General features: G+C 52.7%; 17 protein-coding genes. 10 read left to right on the plus strand and 7 right to left on the minus strand.

What is annotated here, in order from left to right:
* Window positions 1–72: 72 nt before the first annotated feature.
* The 3 genes from OXH16_02065 to OXH16_02075 all read left to right on the plus strand — a co-directional run bounded on the left by OXH16_02065 (window position 73) and on the right by OXH16_02075 (window position 1,994).
* On the plus strand, window positions 73–1,155 hold the full coding sequence (locus OXH16_02065; protein ID MCY3680153.1) for a DUF262 domain-containing protein: 1,083 nt from the start codon (window positions 73–75) through the stop codon (window positions 1,153–1,155).
* Window positions 1,152–1,616, plus strand: a complete 465-nt coding sequence (locus OXH16_02070; protein MCY3680154.1) for a HEPN domain-containing protein — start codon at window positions 1,152–1,154, stop codon at window positions 1,614–1,616. Before OXH16_02065 ends, OXH16_02070 begins: the two co-directional genes overlap by 4 nt.
* A 90-nt stretch (window positions 1,617–1,706) precedes the next feature.
* A complete protein-coding gene (locus OXH16_02075; GenBank protein ID MCY3680155.1) occupies window positions 1,707–1,994 on the plus strand; it encodes a hypothetical protein in 288 nt (95 codons plus the stop codon).
* A gap of 78 nt (window positions 1,995–2,072) precedes the next feature.
* Here the strand turns inward: OXH16_02075 and OXH16_02080 are convergent, their stop codons facing one another.
* The 7 genes from OXH16_02080 to OXH16_02110 form a co-directional block, all read right to left on the minus strand.
* Window positions 2,073–2,483: an arsenate reductase ArsC gene (locus OXH16_02080; protein MCY3680156.1), complete on the minus strand. Its 411-nt coding sequence runs from the start codon at window positions 2,481–2,483 to the stop codon at window positions 2,073–2,075.
* Window positions 2,484–2,501: 18 nt separating this feature from the next.
* A complete protein-coding gene (locus tag OXH16_02085; protein MCY3680157.1) occupies window positions 2,502–3,215 on the minus strand; it encodes an MIP family channel protein in 714 nt (237 codons plus the stop codon).
* On the minus strand, window positions 3,212–4,807 hold the full coding sequence (locus OXH16_02090) for a tetratricopeptide repeat protein (protein ID MCY3680158.1): 1,596 nt from the start codon (window positions 4,805–4,807) through the stop codon (window positions 3,212–3,214). The genes OXH16_02085 and OXH16_02090 overlap by 4 nt, the downstream gene beginning before the upstream one ends.
* A gap of 1 nt (window position 4,808) precedes the next feature.
* Window positions 4,809–6,596 (minus strand): redoxin domain-containing protein, encoded by a 1,788-nt coding sequence (locus tag OXH16_02095; protein ID MCY3680159.1) that lies wholly within the window; start codon window positions 6,594–6,596, stop codon window positions 4,809–4,811.
* A 5-nt stretch (window positions 6,597–6,601) separates the two neighbouring features.
* Complete coding sequence (locus OXH16_02100; GenBank protein MCY3680160.1) at window positions 6,602–7,291, minus strand: hypothetical protein; 690 nt, start codon at window positions 7,289–7,291, stop codon at window positions 6,602–6,604.
* A gap of 84 nt (window positions 7,292–7,375) precedes the next feature.
* Window positions 7,376–8,344 (minus strand): choice-of-anchor D domain-containing protein, encoded by a 969-nt coding sequence (locus OXH16_02105; protein ID MCY3680161.1) that lies wholly within the window; start codon window positions 8,342–8,344, stop codon window positions 7,376–7,378.
* Window positions 8,345–8,497: 153 nt separating this feature from the next.
* Complete coding sequence (locus OXH16_02110) at window positions 8,498–8,680, minus strand: hypothetical protein (GenBank protein MCY3680162.1); 183 nt, start codon at window positions 8,678–8,680, stop codon at window positions 8,498–8,500.
* A gap of 184 nt (window positions 8,681–8,864) precedes the next feature.
* Between OXH16_02110 and OXH16_02115 the strand changes: the two genes are divergently transcribed.
* The 7 genes from OXH16_02115 to OXH16_02145 all read left to right on the plus strand — a co-directional run bounded on the left by OXH16_02115 (window position 8,865) and on the right by OXH16_02145 (window position 20,192).
* Window positions 8,865–9,968 carry a tetratricopeptide repeat protein gene (locus OXH16_02115; protein MCY3680163.1) on the plus strand — a complete coding sequence of 368 codons (1,104 nt, stop codon included), beginning with the start codon at window positions 8,865–8,867 and terminating at the stop codon, window positions 9,966–9,968.
* Window positions 9,965–10,975, plus strand: a complete 1,011-nt coding sequence (locus OXH16_02120) for a YcaO-like family protein (GenBank protein MCY3680164.1) — start codon at window positions 9,965–9,967, stop codon at window positions 10,973–10,975. Before OXH16_02115 ends, OXH16_02120 begins: the two co-directional genes overlap by 4 nt.
* Window positions 10,976–10,986: 11 nt before the next feature.
* Window positions 10,987–11,829, plus strand: a complete 843-nt coding sequence (locus OXH16_02125; protein ID MCY3680165.1) for an SUMF1/EgtB/PvdO family nonheme iron enzyme — start codon at window positions 10,987–10,989, stop codon at window positions 11,827–11,829.
* 93 nt (window positions 11,830–11,922) lie between these two features.
* Window positions 11,923–14,688, plus strand: coding sequence for an ammonia-forming cytochrome c nitrite reductase subunit c552 (locus OXH16_02130; GenBank protein MCY3680166.1), 2,766 nt, complete (start codon window positions 11,923–11,925; stop codon window positions 14,686–14,688).
* Window positions 14,689–14,696: 8 nt separating this feature from the next.
* Window positions 14,697–15,893, plus strand: coding sequence for a multiheme c-type cytochrome (locus OXH16_02135; GenBank protein ID MCY3680167.1), 1,197 nt, complete (start codon window positions 14,697–14,699; stop codon window positions 15,891–15,893).
* A gap of 237 nt (window positions 15,894–16,130) precedes the next feature.
* Entirely contained in the window at window positions 16,131–16,904 is a 774-nt protein-coding gene (locus OXH16_02140) for an outer membrane beta-barrel protein (protein MCY3680168.1), read from the plus strand.
* Between the two features lie 15 nt (window positions 16,905–16,919).
* The gene (locus tag OXH16_02145; GenBank protein MCY3680169.1) at window positions 16,920–20,192 is read left to right on the plus strand and encodes a TonB-dependent receptor; all 3,273 of its coding nucleotides are present in this window, start codon (window positions 16,920–16,922) and stop codon (window positions 20,190–20,192) included.
* The last annotated feature ends 284 nt before the right edge of the window (window positions 20,193–20,476 follow it).

The raw sequence follows: 20,476 nt of genomic DNA on the forward strand, positions 1-20,476 counted from the left end.
ATAAAAGCGCTCTCAGATAGGTTGACGATAGCTAACTGACTGGTTATTTTTTAAAATGTTAGGAGGAGTCAGATGGCTTTTCAAGAAGATGTTATTGTTGACGATGTAGAAGACGACTCGCCTGAAGAAGTCATGCCCTTTGAATACCCTATAACGAGTTATGGTGCTGATTTCACTATTGATGGTTTGGTCAGCCGACTTCGACAGGGTGATATTTTTGTGCCATCTTTTCAACGCGCGTTCGTTTGGGATGAGGAAACAGCGTCGAAATTCGTGGAGTCTTTATTGGTAGGTCTGCCTGTACCGGGCATATTTCTGTCAAGAGAAGAAGATACAAAAAGATTAATCATTGTTGATGGACAACAACGGTTAGTGAGTCTTCGTTCGTTTTATGATGGAAAATTTGCTGATACTGAAAAAACATTTGCACTGACAGGATTAGGGAAAAAGTCACGTTTTTTAGGCAAAACTTATGCTTCTCTCCAGCCCAAAGATCGCCGCAGACTTGACGATGCTATTTTGCATGCGACTATTATTCGCCAGGATAAGCATTCGGACGATAATAGCAGTGTTTATCAGGTCTTTGAGCGGCTAAACATGGGCGGCAAGCATTTGCAGCCACAGGAAATTCGAGTGGCGATGTACCATGGTGCGTTTAATGATTTGTTGCAAGATCTCAATTGTAACCACACCTGGCGCAAGCTTTACGGCAATGTTAGCAATAGAATGAAAGATCAGGAACTTATTCTCAGATTTCTGGCTATGTACTTTGATAGAAAAAATTATCAAAGTCCCTTGAAGCAATTTTTGAATAAGTACATGGGGAGTAACAGGAACCTGACAAGACAGTCAGAAGGAGAAATCAGATCAGTTTTTGAGAACACGGTGGAAACAGTTCACAATCATTTAGGTCCTGACGCATTCAAGCCATCGAAAGGAAGATTTACGGCGGCAGTTTTCGATTCCGTCGCTGTGGGCATCGCGGATAGGTTAAAACGAGGCGATATTCTAAATGGTAAAGAACTAAAGGCAGCTTATGATACTCTTATGAAAAACGAGGATTACCGTCAAACATCTATTGAAGGTACTGCACAGACGAGAACAGTTAACCAAAGGCTTACCTTGGCAATTAAAGCATTTTCAGACGTTCCATGAAAAACCGCGAAACTGTTCAAGCCAAAGACCGCCTTGATGACTTATTCAGTCGGGTCAACGAATTTTCTGAAGACCTTGAACTTCAATCTCACTGGGCGAGATATTTATGTGTCAGGGTGTCCGGTTTTATAGAGACTTCAATTCGTTCGATTCTCAGTGAATATGCAAGAGAAAAGTCTGCTCCATCTGTAGCAAACTACGTCGAAAGCTGGTTGGGTTCCTTCCAAAGCCCTAACATGGAGCGGATACTACAATTGCTTGGGGCCTTTAATTCCACCTGGCAGGACGAACTGAAATCATTGACTGAAAGCGAACCAAAGGACGCCATTGACGGTATCAAGGCGAACAGAGATCTCATAGCACATGGCGAAAATGTAGGCATCACTTATACAACGATTCAGCGCTATTATCAGAATGCCCTAATGGTGGTCGAGTTAATTGAAGATCAATGTAACTCTTGAACCTATACATCACCTGGCGTGTGATTGTTCACATAGGGGATACGGCGCAGGCCGATATTGTAAAATTTACTAACGCGAGAGGAACAGGCTATGGCTGTCACAGACCGATCACAAGATACGGATAGGCACATTGGGCGGCTTGAAGGCATCGTAGAGCAAATGGTTAAAGACCAAGCCGAGTATAGGCAAGACATGCGTGCCGTATCAGATCGCATCATAGATCAAATGGTTAAAGACCAGGCTGAGTATAGACAAGATATGCGTGCCATATCAACTCGTATAGATAATACGACAAACCGTATAGATAAATTATTATATTGGCAATTGGGACTCTTGTCTGTGATTATCGGCGGTATAATCGGTATCTATTTTAAATGATGGTAAATAATCCCCCGACACAGAAATTTTTTTAAGCCTCGAGTTATCTCGAGGCTTTTTTATTTAGGAAAAATAACGCTAAGAGCTATGGAGGAAGTTTGCGATTTTGTCGCGTATTTCGTCGCGCACTTTGCGGAATACGCGTATTCGTTCTTCTTCTGTACCTTGGGCATCGGCGGGGTCTTCAAAGGGCCAGTGTCGCGTGTTTTTGGCGCCCGGGAAGATCGGACAATTTTCTTGGGCGTTGTCGCAAACGGTGATGACGAGGTCAAAATCTCGATTGAGATACAGGTCAATGCTGTCGGATGTATGGTGGGATATGTCGATGCCGATTTCACGCATGGCGCGAATGGCGAGTGGGTTGACTGTTGAGGGGCTGACGCCTGCGCTATAGGCGTCGTAAGTGCCATTGCTCAGATGGCTAAAGAGCCCTTGCGCCATTTGGCTGCGGCAGGAGTTGCCCGTGCAGAGGATGAGTACGCTGCTCATGGGATGGCTTTCTATGGATTAACAACAGCCTTTGGCATCGGTGCCGGGGTCTGAATGGCAGCGGATGAATTCGTAAAAAAATGCGCCTGCAGTTGCGCCGAGAATGGGACCGAGTACGTAAGCGGGAAAATGGGTCCAATCACCAGCGGTCAGAGCGGGACCCAGGCTGCGTGCCGGGTTCATGGAGGCACCACAGAGCGGACCGGCAAACATGGCTTCAAACCAGATGGTGCCGCCAATGGCCAGGCCGGCGGCTTGACCTGTGGCGCGGTAGTCTGTGGCAACGGCCATGATGACGACCATTAAGAAGAAGGTGAGCAAAAATTCCCAGATAAAAGCTGTGGCAAACAGGTTGTCCATCGGTTGTGTGACACCCAGGTTGAGGGTCTGCTTTGGGTGTTTTGCTTTTAAGATGGGTGTGAGAGACCACAGGTGAATGCCGCTGGCGGCGATGGCTCCGAGGCATTGCGCTGCGATGTAGGGCAGGATTTCGCGTTTGGGAAAGTGGCGGGTGAAGGCAAAGGCAGTGGTGACGGCGGGGTTGAAGTGCGCGCCCGAGATGTGCCCGGTGGCGTAAACCATTGTCATGACGATGAGGCCAAAGGATGTTGCGATGCCCACGTGGGTGATGGCGCCTTCGGATAGCTGGTTGATGGCAATGGCTCCACATCCGCCAAAGACGATGGCAAATGCGCCGATGAATTCGGCACTACATTTTTTGAGGAGGTTCATGGCGTCCATTTCTGGATGTCGGCGAGGATTTTTTCGGCATTCGGGTGATCGGGTTGCAGGCGCAGCGCGGTTTGCAATTGCTGGAGGGCGAGGTCAAAGCGCTGGTGCTCGGCGTGGAGATAGCCCAGGCGTATGTGTGAGGGTACGTGGACAGGGCTGATGGCGATTGCGCGCATATATCCGTTAATTGCGCGTTCAGGTTCTCCTTTTTGGCGGGCGATCTCGGCCATTTGAAAATGCGGACGGTGGTCGTCTGTGGTGAGTTCGGCGTATTTCTGAAAGGCTTCGTAAGCGCTGTCTGTCTGCGCGGTTGCGAGGTAGCTCAAGCCCAGGTGATAGCGCGGGATGACGTAATTGGGTTCGACTTCGATGGCTTTTGAAAAGGCTTTGATCGCCGCGTCATGGCGCTCTATCAGGTGGAGTACGGTGCCGAGGCGAAAATGGACGCGGGTGAATTGGGTGTTGTGCGCTGCGGCCTTTTGGAGATGGTCAACGGCTTTTTCGTGATTTCCTTTGCGGTGTGCGATCATGCCGAGTTTGAAATGCGCATCGGCGAGTGTGGAATCGCGTTGCAGGGCTTGATGGTAGTATTTTGTGGCTTCGTCGATGCGGTCGAGTTCGTTATAAGCATTGGCGAGTTCGTAACAGGCTATGGGATCATCGGGATTGGCCTGAATGGCCTGGCGCAGTTGCGCGGTGATTGTTTCAAAGGTTTGGGCGTATTGATTGAAGAACATGCCGGATAAAGATGCCTGAATATCGGGATTTATGGGCGATTGCTGGAGGGCTTGTTCGAGTTCGCTCATGGCTTCTTCTGTACGGTCCTGTTTTTTGAGGATCAGGGCAAGGCGATAGCGCGCGGCAATGTGTTCAAGGTCGATTTTGAGGGCGTTGCGATAGGCATTTTCCGCTTCTGTTATTTTGTTGCTCGTTTGGTAGATGCGTCCGAGATAATAGTGGGGCATCGCACTTTTGGCATCGCGTTGTACGGCGCGTTTTAGACCACTTTCGGCCTGTGTGAGCAGGGCGTTGTCAATGGGAGATTGCCGCAGTGCCCGATATAGTGCCATCATGCTTTCGGTTGCCATGCGGAGTGCTTCTGGATTGTGAAACATGGGCATTTGCAGACGGGTTTTTTCATGGGGTGTCAGGGTCACGTTCAATTGATCTGGAATGGCGTAGAGTATGGGCAAGATGGCGTCGAGCGGTGCAGAGACGGATGCCTGTCCCGTAAAGGTTTCGATGACTTCGCCCGAGGTTGTATGAAGCATGTCGGTTTCGATTTGGATGCGCGATCCCACAATGTGATAACGCCCGCTTAAAATCAGGTGGATGTCCAATTTTTTTGCGAGATCAGAGGAGCTTACCGGCGCATCTCCGAGTTTGTGGCGCAGATATTCTTCGTCAACGGCGTGTATTTTGGGTACACGGTAATAGGCGTTGATATATCCTTCGGAAATGGCTGCGGAGAGCCAATTCCACTGCGGGTCGCCCGTTGTGTTTTCGTGTGGCAATACGGCGATGTTCCATTGGGCGTAGATGGGCGCGTGGATCAGGGTGATGAGGATGCTGAGTGCGAGGCGTTTTTTCATGTTATTTTTTTTCCGTTGTCAAGTTTTCATCGTCGTGTGTGACATAGAGAAATGCGGTACACATTTCGTCGGTCGATTTTTCGCCCCATCGCACCAGCCTGGGGGGATTGTTGGGGTTTCGGGGGTTGTCGGCAGAGTTATCGTAAAAGGCTTCGAGCGCGATGCGGGTGCCGCGCGGGAGTGCGATGGGTGTTTTGTACACATAGGTTTCTTGCCAGTTAAAGTCCCAGGGTTTGACCCATATCAGAGGTTTTTGGGTGCCGTCGGGATAGGTTGCGGTTATTTTCATTTCTGTGCCGAGCAAGTGCATGTGGGGCAAGATGCCGAGCAGGTGCTGGTCGCGGGTGATGGTGATTGCGCCGGTTACTCTGTGTCGTCTGATGTTGGGGGGAATGAAGAGCAAACGGCTGTTGATGACTTCTTCGCGGAGCTGTTTTTGTACGGGTTTTTTGGCAAAGTAGATGCCCAGTCGAGAGTGGTCTTTTACGGCGCGGCCAATTTTGTGATAGTGGATCTGGAGGATGATGTCGCTGTTGGGCGGTAGATCGCGGCCTATGCCCTCTGGGAGTACAAAGGGGGTGTTGCCGGGTGCCCAGCCGCCCAGGGATTCGTAAATGGGTACGCCTATGCCGCCAAAGCAGGGGTAGCCCGGCGCGGGCGCGTTTTCCTGTTGCAGGCGCGCTTTGCCAGAGATGTCGATGTACACGCTGACGTGGTGGACGACTTCGCGTTCTCCGGGTAGCACTTCGATGGCCGATACGTAGTTGCCCGTGTCCTGTTTTGTGGGCAAGACAAAGCAGCGATATTCGTCGCGGCCCGTGGCTTCGAGTGAATAAGGTGTTTCGGGTTCGAGGATCAGGTCGGGCGTGCCCAGGGTCCAGCTTTTGGAAAATGCAATGGGTTCGGGCTGGTCGGCGGGATTGCCCTGGGGCATACCGCTGTTGACCCATTGCGCGAAGGTGTGGATTTCGTCGTCTGTGAGTCTGCGGGAATTTTTGAAGTTGCCGTATTCGGGGCGCGCTTTCCAGGGGGGCATGATGCGGGCTTCGATGGAGTCGCGCATCTGATAGGCCCAGGCGAGTACTTCTGTGTAGTCGAAAAAGGGCACGCGCCCGATGCCGCCGGGGCGATGACAGTTCTGGCAGCGGTTTTGGAGCAGGGGCAGGATGTCGCGATAAAATGTTGGGGTGGAGGTGTTCGCGACAGTTGTTTGCCGGGGTGTGCGCCTGATTTCACAGCCAAAACTGGGGAGGCTGGTGTTGGCGATTTTGCGGTTGGCGAGCATTGCATCAAGGGCGTCCCACAATCCGCGCGAGGTCGTGTCTTCGGGTATGCCCCAGCCGTTGTCAATTTCGCCCTTGTAGCGCAGGCGGCGTTGAGTGTCAAAGAGAAAGGCGTGAGGGGTGTGGGTGGCGCCGAGGTGATCGGCGAGTTTGTTGTGCGGGTCGCGCAGGACAGTGAAGGGTACGGGATTTTGGGTGTAGTGTTCTTTGATGTCTTTGTCGGTTTCGTTAAAATTGGCATTTACAGATATCAGGTGTACGCCTTTGGGGGCGTACTGGTCGTGTATTTGTGTTCGGTGTATGTCGTATTTGAGCGAGGCAGGGCAGACGACGGAGCTGAAGGTGATGACGAGTGCGTGGTCCCGGGATAAATCACTGAGGGTGACGGGCGATCCGTTGAGGTCGGCAAGGGTAAAGTCATTGAGGGTGTCGCCGATCTGGAGGGGGACTGCCCAGAGGCGAAGCGGGAGGGCGAGAAAGAGTGTGATGAATAGCGGGCGTTTCATTGTGATCAGGTGTTGCGCTTGCGCAAGTAGTCGATGAGGAAGACCAGTGTGATTAGCCCAAAAAATCCGGCGATTGATAGGGCGATGTAGTGGCTTTCTTGCGGGAGTCGCCAGTATTGTATTATAACAAATATAAGGGCGGGAACAAAGAAGATGAGCGCCCCCAGTAAAGCATATACCGATTGTGTGGTGGGTTCTATTTGAGGGGAGGCGTGAGTTGTGGGCTTTATGGTCGGAGGGGCTGTTTCGGGAGGTTTGACGCGGGCGAGCATTTCTATGACGCTTTTGCGATAGTTGTTGTCGGCAGCGGCATATACGCTCCAGAAGGCAGAGATTTCTTCGGCACCCGTGCGGGTAAATTTTTTTTCGAGTGCGCGTTTGCGCTCAAGAGAGAGTTCGGCGGGTGCTTTTTTCTGGTGTTTTTTAAGGTCGTCGAGAATATGTGTGAGGCTGGCGTCGTACCCGTGAATCCAGGGATAGGTGGCGTGTTGAAGCAATTTTTCATCGGGGTTTGTGTCGCCAAATTCACAGAGATATGCGTCGATGAGTTTTTTGCGTCCGATTTTAGATCCTGCGCCGGGAAAGTGTTTTGCCCGCAATTTGCTGTCGCGTTGAAAGGGCAAATAGAGATGGTTGTGATCCGCTATTTCGAGGATGCGTTTGAATGCGTTGAGGAGTGTTTGGCGGTGGGACATGGGAAGAGACACAGATTAACACAGATGATCCCGCAGGAGGTTATATATAATAATGTAGGGGCGGGTTTTAAACCCGCCCGTTTTTCAGGAATTGACTGCTTTTCCAAAGTTTTGGACAAATATGAGAAAGTCGGGAAAGTCAACCGTGCCCGATCCGTCGAGATCAAAGGTCGTATTGGCCGTGCCAAAGGCTCCTACGAATAGGAGGAAATCCGAGAAGTCAATGGTGCGCGAACCATCGAAGTCGGCGCGTGGATCAGCGGGGATGAAGATGGCCGAACCGGTGATGGTCAGACTGATGGAGGCGTTTTCCGGGTCGTTTGAGATTACGTCGATGGTGCCGGTGATAGGACCTTCGGCTGGCGGACTGAAAGTCACCGTGATGTCCTGAGATTGGCCGGGTGGCACTGTTAATTGGGTTTCTGAAAGTGTAATGCCCGCGATGTCGGATTGGATGTCTGTGATGTTGAGTGGGCCTGTACCAGTATTTGTGATGGTGAATGTTGTTGTTGCGTCTTTGCCCATTTCGATTTCACCCAGGCTCAAATTTTCCTGAACCAGTGATATGGTCGGGATTTGGGCCGCTTCGATGGTGAGGTTGACGAAAGGGATCTCCAGGGTGCCAACGCTTTGTTCGCCGTGTTGGAGAGTGATTTTGCCCGAAAATGTACCGGCCTGCGTTGGCGCCAGGATAATTTGTACGGTTTTGCTTTCGCCGGGGGCTATGGTCAGTGTGGATGGCTCCATTGTGATGCCTTCGGGAGCCGAGTATCCAGTGATTTCGAGGGGTCCTGCGCCGGTGTTTTCGATCTTAAATTCTACGGTTTTAGATTGCCCCACTTCAAGGGTTCTGCCAAAGTAGATTTCTGATGGAAAGAGGGAAATAACAGGCGTTTTATTGAGTAGTGCATCGACTTGCGCGTTGATCAGGTCAGCAGAGCCAGTGGCGATTGCTGTGGTTCTGAGGCGCAAGATGCCTCCCTGGTCGATGACGAGGATGTCTTCGTTGCGGGTGCCGAGAGTTCCGGAGACGCCAGAGGCACTTGTGAGCATGGGTGTCGTGACAGTGGATCGCGTCAGATAGGATTGCGCCTGTGCGCGGTTGCCGTTGTATCTATCGAGTGTGAGGATCTGTAAGCCGGTTTTGTCTTTGTTGCGTTGGTGAACATCTCTTTCAAAGGCGGGACCCGCCCCTATGCAAGTCCCTCAGTTGTAGCCTACAAAAAAGAGGACGGAGACGGTGTTGGTCGAATGGCTGACGCCATAAGACCTGCCATCGGTGGCTTGAAGTTGAAATTCACCTACTTTTTCTCCTACTCCGGGCTGGGCAAAAGCTGTTGTGCATAAGCACAGAAATAGGGCGATAGAGAAAAATCGCAGATGTTTCATGGTGTTCCTCCGTAAGGTGAGAGAGAAGATTGCTGATTGCTAATATACTAAATCGCGTGCAAAATGTCACGGGGTTTGCGCTTGATTTTGGGGTTTTGTTTATCTACATTGTGTTTACGTTTTGGGTGTTTTGTGGTTCCCACTTTTTTCTTTTATGTCTCTATCTCTAAACGACTTTGAAGCTGTGGTTCAGCGCGCTATCGCGCATCGCGATAACGGCGATCTGAAAGCTGCTGTTGCGGGTTTTGATGCGGCTGTTGCAATCCGCGATGGCGATGCCGTTGTGTTTGTGCATCGGGGGATTACATACGGGCAATTGGGGCGTTTTGATGCGGCGATTGCAGATTTTGATCGCGCAATCGCTCTGGTGCCAGATGATCCCTGGGTGTGGAGCAATCGCGCGATTGCCTGCGGGTTGATGGGGCAGTTTGATGATGCGATAGACAGTTTTGGCAAGGCGGTTGCGCTCGATCCGGAAAATACGCAGGCTCTTGCGAGTCGGGGAGAGACCCTGCGCGAGATGGGACGGTTTGAAGAGGCTTTGGGGGATCTCAATCGGGTTTTGGCGCTGGATGCAGATTATTTTGGCGCGTTGATTAGCCGCGGGCATGTGTTGATGTATTTGGGACAGTTCGATGCGGCTGCGGTCGATTTTGATCGGGCGATTGCAGTTGGCAATGGGCATCCAGATGCGTTTGCCGGGCGGGCGGAGATCTACCGTCAGGCTGATGAGGCTGAGGCTGCGATGGAGATGTTTGGGCAGGCGCTCGAGGCGATGCCCAATCACCTGGGTGCATTGATCGGGCGGGGCGAGGTGTTGTGGGAGATCGGTCAATTGGAGGATGCGCTTTTGGATTTTGACCGCGCACTCGTCGTCGCGCCCGATGATCTGGATTTGTTGGCCGCGCGTGGCGATATGTTGCGGCAATTGGGACGAAGTGCGGAGGCAATCCGCGATTTTACACGGGCGCTGGAGATTTTTCCCGATCATCTGTGGGCGCTTATGGGGCGAGGCGTTGCGTTGCGGATGGAAAATGATCCCGAGGCGTCGCTGGTCGATTTTGACCGGGCGGTGATGCTGGAGAACGGGGATGCGTGGATTTGGGCAAATCGCGGGGAGTCTCGACGAATGCTGGGGCAGTTTGAGGCAGCGGTTTCGGATTTTACGCGGGCGTTGGATCTCGATCCCGAAAATGGATGGGCATTAGAACTCCGCGCGGAGACGTTTCGGCAAATGGGACGATTTGCCGAGGCGGTTGAAGATTTGAATCGGGCACGGGCACAATGAGCGAGTCGCATCATATCGTTATTGCCGATCGCACGGTTCCGTTTGAAGAGACTATTGAGCGGTTCGGGGAGGCGCTGTCCAAAAAGTGTCGGTTTCAAGCGCGCGCGCGGCGGTTTTACAATACGGTATGGATCGCCGATTGTTATACGGATTACGTGCAATCGGCGCTGTTTCGCAAATACGAAGGGCCGTTGATGGAGGGTATTGCGCTTCGCACGATGGGCAAAGGGCTTTCCAAACAGCAGGTGCTGGCCGGGGCGATGGCAGAGGCGGTCGAGCGCATTTCGTTTTTTGACGCGCTGGCGAGCGGGCGGGAGACGCCCATTTATGAGTTGACTTCTGATGTCGAACTCGTGCCGTCCAGTTTGAAGGTGTCGGATGTGCCGCATTTGAATGATTCGGCAAATGGGGTCTCGGCGGGCAATACTGTGCTGGAGTGCGTGTTTCACGGTTTGCTGGAGATGCACGAGCACCTGGATGTGGGAAAGCATTTTTTCTGGCCAGGATTGGAACACCGGCAATTTATCGATCCGAATTTGACGGGTTTTTCCCCTCGCGTCGTCGAGAAGATGCTGGCTGTGGCTGTGCCGGGAGAAAATGAGAAGGTGACGACGGTTCACGCGGTGGTGTGTCCCAAAGATTTGGGACCTCTGGTGCGCACCTGTACGCATTTGGATGGGCGTATGGCGTTGCAGCGGGCGTTTAATGAGACTGTTCAGAGTCACAAGACGCGGTTTGTGTCTGATTTGCAGACTTTTGATGCTGAGATTGCAATGTGGGATTTGCCCAATCATTTTACGGATGATTTGATAACCGATATTCAGGTGGTGTTAAGCGGTATGAATTCTTCGGTTTATGTGCAAGATTGGACAGATCCAGAGATGCAAATCCCGGTGTTGCGGCCTTTTAGTTTAAAGACCGCAGAACACGAGCGGGACCACGCGATGATCGAGACGTATGTGCATCGGATTATGGTGGATTCGGGCAATTATATTGTCTGGTCGTGATGGAGTGCGTCATGATACCAAAAACGGTTTATCGATTCGGCGTTTTGGGTATTGCATTGATCATGGCTTGTAGCAAGGCGGCCGATCCAGAATATGTGATTGAAGAATCTGTTGTGACGACGCCTGCGGGCACGGAGCATGTGCAGATTTTTGTTCCTGTTAGCACCTTTGCGATGGGGTCGAGCGATGGGCCTTCAAATACGCGTCCGCTGCACGAGGTGATGCTCGACGCTTTTTATATCGATAAATACGAGGTGACCAACGCACAGTATTTGGCTTATGTTGAAGCCACGGGAAGTGAAGAGCCGCAGTACTTTCGAGTAGAGGGGTTTGGTCAACCCGATCAGCCGGCAGTGGGGGTTTTGTGGTCTCAAGCGCGGGATTATTGCCATTGGGCGGGTTTGCAATTGCCGAGTGAAGCGCAGTGGGAATTGGCCGCTGCGGGCACGGATGGGCGCGTGTTTCCCTGGGGCAATGAGCCTGCGAGTGAATCGCTGTGCAATTTCAATTTCAGTTCGGGCCCCATGCCTGTGGGTAGCTATCCAGATGGTGCAAGTCCTTATGGCGCGATGGATATGGCGGGCAATGTCTGGGAGTGGACGCTGGATGAATACCAGCATACGTATTACGCAAATAGTCCCAGGCACAATCCGGTGAATTTAGAAAATTCAGGTATGGATGATGGGCCAGATCGCACGCTTCGCGGTGGGGGCTGGTTTTCGGCGCAACACGATATCCGCGTGTTTGTGCGGAGTTCGGTTTTGATTATGGAAGAGCAGGCTCTGGCGCGCGAAGAGTTTGATACCGAAATATTTGCTTACATCGGGTTTCGGTGTGCGCGGGGAGAGCCTTAATTGTATTAAAAAGCCAGGTTATCGCATTGGTGGCCGTTGCTCTTGTGGGGGTGACGGTTTACATTTTTTATTCGCGCATCAACAGGACGTGTTATGCGGTTTGGGATATTTCACATTTTATGGGTGATTCTGGTGTTCGCGTCGTGCAATCGAGAACGCGAGGTGCCCAATTTGGTGCGCGTTTCTGAGCCGGGGTTTACGGGGCTGGAACGGTGCGCTGCCTGCCATACCGACAAGTATGCCGAGTGGCGGCAGAGTTTGCACAGTGTCGCTATGACTGTGCCGGCTGATTCGACGATTGTGGGTGATTTTGACAATGTATCCCATGTGTATGGCGGTGTGCGTTCGCGCATGTTTCGCAGGGGGGATGCGTATTATATGCAGACTAAAGGGGAGGATGGGCGCGTGGGGACTTATCGCGTGGATTACGCGATTGGCAAGCGGCAGCATCAGGCTTATTTGACGGCTTTTCCCAATGGGCGGTGGCAGGTGTTACCCCTGTATCACGATGGCGCGACAAATGATTGGGTCGATGCACAGGAAGGAGGCGTGGTGGAACAGTCGCGGCCTCTGGCGAGAGAAGATTATTATTATTGGACGAATGCGGGACGCACGTGGAATTTTCATTGTTTTGATTGTCACGCCAGCCGGGTGCAAAAGCATTACGATGTGCCTACCCAGACTTATCGCACGACTGTGGGCAGTCTGAGTATTGATTGCGAGGCGTGCCATGGGCCGTCGGGCAAACACGACGAGACGCGCGGGCAAGTTGACGCTCCGCTGCATTTGCTGTTATTGCGGTCGCTGGATAAGGAACGGTCTGTTGAGGTGTGTGCGCAGTGTCATGCCGCCAAGGAAATTGTGGCGACCGGGTATTTGCCGGGTGAGAATTTTTACGATTATTATTCTCTTGTGTTGCCAGATGACGAGGCGATTTTTTATTCGGATGGACAGCCCCGGGTTTATTTGTATCCCGCGGCTCTGCATTTGATGAGTGCGTGTTATATCCAGGGTGAATTGACGTGTACGACGTGTCACGACGCGCACGGAACAGCGCGCGATATCGATCTGGTGGCGGACCGAAATAGCGTGGAATTGTGCGAGACGTGCCATGAAGATGTTGCAGCCGATCCGGTCGCGCATGGGCATCACCGCGCGGGGAGTGTGGGCAATCAATGCGTGCAGTGTCACATGCCGTATCACTATGTGACAGGAGAAAATCTGACGGATCACCGCATTGCATCTCCCGCGCCGGAAAATACGGTGGTCAATGGCGTGCCCAATGCGTGTAATCAGTGTCACGACGATAAGTCCGCGCAATGGGCTTCTGCGTGGGCAAAGCAGTGGTATGGCGATTATCAGGACAAAATTGTGGCGCGTACAACGGCGATTGCGAATGGGCAAAGGGGCGGTGGTGTGGCGCAGTTGATGAAGCTGGTAAACGATGGGCGTGAGAGTGCGGTTTGGCGCGCGACAGCTGCGTCTTTGCTGGGGGGGGTGGGGGATGCGCGTGCGGTGCCGGCACTGGTTGAGGCGATGGGTGATTCGCATGCGATGGTGCGGATGAAGGCGGCGATTTCGCTGGGGCGTTTGGGCGATGTGCGCGGTTTGCCAGCGCTTTTGGATGCGTTGTCCGATTCGGCGCGCATTGTGCGGGTGCAAGCGCCGTTTGCGTTGATGGATATTGGCTATTTGCCGGATGGTTCCACTGCGGGCGATGCGTTCCGCCGGGCACTTGAGGAGCATCGCGATGTGGTGTATGGTGTGCAGGGCGACGATCCGGGCTTTCACGAGAGTTTGGGGCAGGTCTATGAAGCTCAGGGGCTTTTTGAAGATGCGAGGCGGGAGTTTGAGATTGTTGCAAAGTTAGACCCCCGGCATCCGGAGACCGCGGCAGATCTGGCGCGATTGGCGCGAAAACAGAAGCGTTTTGAGCAGATGAGGGCGTTGCTCAAGGAGAAGAGCGATTTGACTTCCCGGTTGCGCGCAGGTGCATTGCTGTTGCATCATGGGCGCTATGCAGATGCTGCGACAACTTTTGATGATGTGCGCGAGGGTTCGCCCGTTTTGCATACCTCTGTGGGTAATGCGCTGTGGGGCAGTGGGGATCGCGCAGGTGCTATCGAAGCCTATCGCCGTGCGCTTGCTGTTGCGCCGGGATATGTTCCGGCGATTCGGCAACTCGCGTTATTGGCGTTTTCGGCGGGCGATGGCGAGGTGCGCGATGATTATGATTGGGACGAGATGTCGATAGGCGATTGGGTAGAAAGGGGTACGGCACACGCGCTGTCGGGCGATTGGGCGTTGGCGCGCGCGGCATACCGCAGGGCGTTGGAAATGGAGGATGCGGGCGCGGGATTATTTGGTTTGGGCAGGCAGGCGCGAGATGTGGGGGTTGCAAAGTCTGATTCTGCTTTTGCCGTTGGACACCGCGTCTATGTGCAGGGAATGCTGGCAGAGGCGTTGCCTCATTTTGAAGTTGCGGTGAAATACCAGGCCAATCGTGCTGATGTGTATGCGATGCAGGGGCTTATTCGGGCTGATTTGGGAGAGTTAGAGGTTGCGGAATCTCTTTTGTTGGATGCGTTGATTGTCGATCCTTTTTATGTTCCCGCGCTTACTGTGCTGGGCACGGTTTTACAGGAGCGCGGCGATATAGAAGGTGCGCTGTCTGTGTATCGACAGGCGTGGGTGCTGGAGCCAGAAGCGCAGGGGTTGGAGTTGTTTATGGGACAGGCTTATGCCATAGGCGGGCAGCGAGATAGTGCGGTTGCGGTTTTGCGGCGCGTGATTGCGCGCGAGCCGGGCAATACGCAGGCACGCGATTTGTTGCGAGAATTGAAAGGGCGTGAATTGTGAGGCGCTGGATGAAAATTGTTGGCGTTGGTGTGCTGGTATTGGCTTGCGTCTCTGGTGTGTTTTATGTGTTGCAGCCGGAAGAGGCGGTTCGGTTTGTTGCTCACCCGGTTTTTTTGTGGCGCATCCAGAGTGACCAGTCGTGCGAAGGGTGCCATCGGAATATCGACCCGGGTATGGACAAGCAGTGGCGCGAGAGTGCCCATTTTCGAGCCAATGTGGGGTGTGCAGATTGTCACGGCGAGAACCACGAGACGGTTTTTGCGGTTCGAGGGCAGGTGTCGGCTGGGATGTGTGGCAAATGTCACGCAGAAGAGGTTGAGGCATTTGCAGAGAGCGGGCATGCCGATGCGGAATTGGCCGCGTTGTCGGATGCGCGTTTTTTGGCGCAGTCGCGCGCGATGCAAGAAGAGGGGTGTATGGGGTGTCACAGTATTGGCGCGCGGTTTGCCGATGGCAGCGTGGGGGGGTGCAACACCTGTCATCCGAGTCATGAATTCAGTGCGGCGCTTGCGCGAGAACCCGAGGCATGTGCCGTTTGTCACGGCGGCCCGGACCATCCGGTGATGGAGGCGTATAAGACGAGTATTCACGGGGTTTTGTATTATGCGGATAGAGATGCCGAGAAGTCGCCGAGTTGCGTGACGTGCCACATGCCCAATGGCGATCACGGGCATGTGGCAAATATCGGGTTGGGTGCGGTGTTTACGGGCGCGGTGCTCGAGGATGATTTTTTGCCGCATCTGGCGATGAAGCGTTTGACAAAAGAGGCGTTTGAAGCGAATCGAAATGCGATGTTGCAGGTGTGTGCGCCGTGTCATTCCAATCGGTTTTCCCGAGAGAGCCTGGAGCGCGCAGATGCGATTAAGCGCGAGGCAGACGCGCTGGTTGCAGAGTCTTATGCGGTGATTAAGGCGCTGTACGATGAGGGTGCGCTGGAGCCCATGCCCGAGGACCGTCCGGCCAATCCGGTGGTTGGGCACGCTTTTGAGCTTGGCGGGCAGCAGTTGTACGAAAATACATCGGAGATCGAGCAGGCATTTTTCAGGTTGTTCAAGTTTTATCACGCGACTACGTTTAAGGCGGCGTATCACCATTCGCCAGATTATACGCATTGGGAGGGTATCGTGCGGATGAAGATGGAGATGGATAAGATCCGCACGGAGGCAAGGCGGTTGCGGTTAGAGGGAAATGTAAGCGAGCGCTAACCGTTAAAAAAAATGATTGCATAGCGCATAGTTTTTTTTTACATTAAGTTGAATTTTTGGAAACAATTTTGAAACAAATTTTCAATCTATTATGTCTTGATGGCTGTTTTTGGGTTGTATGTTTCAGATGTGATAACAAACAAAAGGAGGTGGTGAATAGAGATAGATTTTTTTTGCGTTGCATAGTAAAGTTGTTAAGTCGTTCATTTTTCGCAGTTTGCGAAAGGAGGTAGTACTTTGAGATGGTATAAAGTTTTAGGTTTTGTCGTTGCCTGTGTTTTGGCTTCGGCAAGCATGTCTTCGGCTCAGGTTGCCGGTAAGTGGGGCCTGGGCGGGTTTGTCAGCTATACCAATCCCCTGTTCACCTTTGGTGAAAGGTTTGGCAGTGGTGTGGATAAATGGGGGCTTAATGCCAGTCGTGTGAGTAGCCCTCGCCTGACTGTTGAAGCCGAATTTCACCACACTTATATGGATGGTGGCGCTCTGGAAACCGGTGAGTTTACCTGGTCCCCCAAGGCTCTGACAGCCAAGCAATATAGCAGCAAAGATATCAACCCGAATAGTTCGCACACGAATCGCTTTAATAGTGTGCTATTGTCCGGGTTGTGGTTTTTTAATGCGGACCGTTCAATGGATGAGGGGAGTTTTTCGCCTTATATCGTTGCGGGCGGTGGTTTGTACGATCACAAGACCGTAGCAGAAAATATTGTTTGGCCCGGTCAGAGTCCGACCGATGCCAGCGGTGTAGATGCGACGAATGTGGATGCTCAGGGCGATATTTTGCCCCAGGTGGTGATTGACCGTCAGGAAGATACGCGCACGGCCGTGACCGCGGTGTTGGGGTTGGGGCTGGAAGCGCACGTGACGCAGACGATCGCGCTGGATGTGCGCGCGCGGTATCATTTTATTCTCGGCGAACTCCGCCCTCGCGATGCGTGGGGCCTGGATAAGGCATTTCCGCTTCAGATGTTTGATCTGAGTGCCGGGTTCAAATTCTATTTCTGGGATTAAAGGAGGTAAAAATTGATGCAAAAGATACTTTCAATAGTTGTACTGTCCTTGCTTGTTAGCGCGGGTATTTCACATGCCGCGACAACGGGAAAAGTGCAGGGTACAGTGCGCGACGCGCAGACGGGTGAAGTATTGCCGGGTGCCAATGTGGTGATTGAAGGCACACAGCGCGGTGCAGTCACCGATCCCGATGGGTTTTTTGTCATTTTGCTCGTCGATCCCGGCACGTATGCAATGACGGCCTCGTTAGTGGGTTATGATGCACAGCGTCAGACCGGCATCAGGGTTCAAACTGACTTGACGACGACGGTTGATTTCCAGATTCGGGAAGCAGCTCTGGAATTGGGCGAAATCACGGTGATTGCCGAACGTCCGCCGGTTGAGCCAGATAAGACGACGAGCAAGTACATCATGAGTGCCGAGGATCTGGAAGCCGTGCCCATCGTGCGCGATATGGGTGATTTTATCGAGCTTCAGGCTGGTGTTTCAATCGATGCCGAAGGCGATGAGATTATGATCCGCGGCGGCGACCGCGACCATGTGGCATACATCGTGGATGGCGTTCGCATTTCAACGACCGACTCCTATGGTTCTCGCACGGGTATCGGGCGAAGCCTGAACAAGAGTGCGGTTCAGGAACTTCAGGTGATTACGGGTGGTTACAACGCCGAGTATGGCAATGCCCAGGGTGGTGTGGTTTCGATGGTGACGCGCGATGGTGGTTCGTCATACAGCGGTATGCTGGACTATCGATTCACGCCTTCGGGACAGAAGCACTGGGGTGCGAATGTGTACGATTCGCCCATGCACCGGGGCAACAACAAGTGGGATAATCCCGACTGGGTTGCAGAGCAGATCGAGATCCCCGCTGACCTGGATGGCGATGGTTCCAATGACATCGTACAGGCGCACAAGCGTCTGGACTACACGGGCAAAATGGGACATCGCATCGATGCCAATATCGCGGGTCCTCTGAGTCAGGACGTGACATTTTTTGCCAGTACGGTCTGGCGCAAAGAGCCTGCGGCATTGTTGAGTGCCAATTTGACCACGCCCCGGAATACGCGCAATACAGCAAAGCTGACGTATTCCGCATCTCCCAGCTTGAAGTTGCGAGCAGGGGGGATTTACAATAGCAGTGAAGGGACCTTTGGTGGCCCGAGCGATGGCGGCAGGTTGGATTTGCGCAACAGTGGTAAAAATATCTTTTTACACGTCGTAAATCCAACGGGTAACCTCGTTACCACAGATGCGTTGTTTTACGGTGCTGTGACGCATTCTCTGTCTCCCAAGACTTTTTACGAAGTGAATCTGGGCTATTCGACGACAGACCGAGACACCACGGGCTTTCATCGCCACTTTATCGTAGATGATAAACTGACTTCTTCCAGCGTGAAGGATGCGGCAGGGCACTACACGATTTACCGCGAAACGCACAACTGGAGCATGTATAGCTACAACCGGGTGAGCTTTAAGGCAGACCTTTCCAGCCAGGTGAACAAGCAGAACTTTGTGAAAGCCGGCGTGGAAGTGATCCGCTACAACAACTGGTATCAGCAGAGGTGGTCAGATGGTCCCACGCACCGTCGCCTGCGCTGGTTCTCCCAGAACTATACAGATACGGCATTCTGGCCCAGTGGAAACAATGTGGGCCTCAATCCCCTTGACTTTGGTGTCTATATTCAGGACAAGATCGAGTTTGAGGGGATGATTGTGAATGCGGGCATGAGGGGCGAGATTTTCTTCCCGAACACCTATATCAAAGACTCCGATGCCTGGTACGGTGCTAAGGCACCTTGGAATGGCATGACGCGTTCCGCCTATATTCCCACAACCAAGGGTCCCACGATCAAAGCAGTTCAGCCTCGCATTGGCGTGTCGCACCCGATTACGGAAAAGAGCCTCGTACGCTTTTTCTACGGTCGGTTTGTGCAGCGCCCGCAATTCCACGAAATGTTCATGAACGAGTTCACGTCCAATGAGGCCGTGGATAGGGATCTGAATGGCAATGGTGCGATTGATCCCGGCGAACAGTTCAACGAGTTCAATGACTCGGGTTCACGGCACGGTACTCCGTATTTGCCTCCCGAAGAAACCACTTCTTTTGAGGTGGGCCTGGACTGGAACTTTGTGGGTGATTACGTGCTCGGGCTGACGACTTATTACAAAGCGTCGGGTAATGAGATCAGAAGCGCCTCACAGCAGTGGATCGATCCAGGGGGCCATCAGTATGTGACGGGTGTTCAAGGCCATGGGCCGGGTAACTGGCGCGATGTTCGCGGTTTCGAGATCAATTTGCGGAAGAAATTCTCGAACATGTTCTCGTTCAATGTGGGCTACAACCTGCAGTGGGCAGACGGAGGTCGCAATAGCGCGCACCGCCGCGATGTATGGCCAGACTCTCAGTTCGTAGCCAGTGGGTACTACTTTAACACCTGGGATGTCGATCCCACGACAGGCGTAGAGACACCCGTATCACTGCGGGAAAAAGCGCGTCGCGAAGGGTTACCCGAAGATCACTACATCATCCAGTATGGAAGACAGGCGAATATTTATTTGCGGAGTCAACATACCAGAATATTGAATTTCGACGGCAGAGGTGGTGCGTGGTCGTGGATTCCGTGGTATTCGCACTATTCGTCAGAGGGCGCTCAGTTTGTCGCCAATGAAGCCCGCACGAGCCTGGGCCATTACGACGATGGAGACAGGGAATTCTGGGAACGCGCTGGCAACCATCCGGGCAATCCGGGAAGTGGCGAAGGCACCCTGTCGGTGGCGCACAACCAGGAATCTGGCGAGCGTGCCCCGCTGACCGCCGACCGCCGCAGTTTTGGTTCGATTACGTTCTTATTTGCCACGCCAGCGAACTACGGTCCTTTTGGCGGCAAAGCCTTAGGCAATATTCGCTCCAATCTGGTGTATTATCTCTACGCGGGTAACAGGTTTACGTATAGCACGGGTGGTATTCAGGGATTCCGACAGGGTCCCCTCCATACGCGTGCGGACTTCAATGCCGAGAAGGTATTTGGCAATATGTCGGGCGTGAACATAACCGTGGCTGTGGAGATCTACAATTTGTTCAACCAGAAGGACTGGCGCCAGAATAGCATTGGTGGGGTTCCAGAAGATTGGGATTCCGATCGCTATCAGAAGTATGGCATCATGGGCTTAGAGCCTACCAATGTCGATATTGTTGCGCTGGGTCTGCAAGCACCGGAAATCAACGATATCGGCAACTATTGGGATTCTCCGCGCGAGATGCAATTTAGCTTGCGCATTAAGTGGTAGATCGCGGAAGGGCGCGGTTTTGCGCGCCCTTTCTAAAAAACTGGGAACTTCTGATCCCACAAGTTAGTTTATATTGTACTACAAAACTTAAGAATTTGAGTGGTGTGCAGGGGCGCCTGCACACCGCCGGCTTCACGCAGAAAGGAGGGGAGGTCAATTTTTTCGCTTGAAGTCGCCGGGGAAACGCAGTAGATCGCAAGTAGTAAAGATGTCATCAATCACTCCATAGAGGAGCAGTATCCATGTCCAAAAAGCTCTGGTTTTACGCTTCCGGATTTTTCGCC

The sequence above is a fragment of the Gemmatimonadota bacterium genome, assembly GCA_026705765.1.
GTDB lineage: Bacteria > Latescibacterota > UBA2968 > UBA2968 > UBA2968 > VXRD01.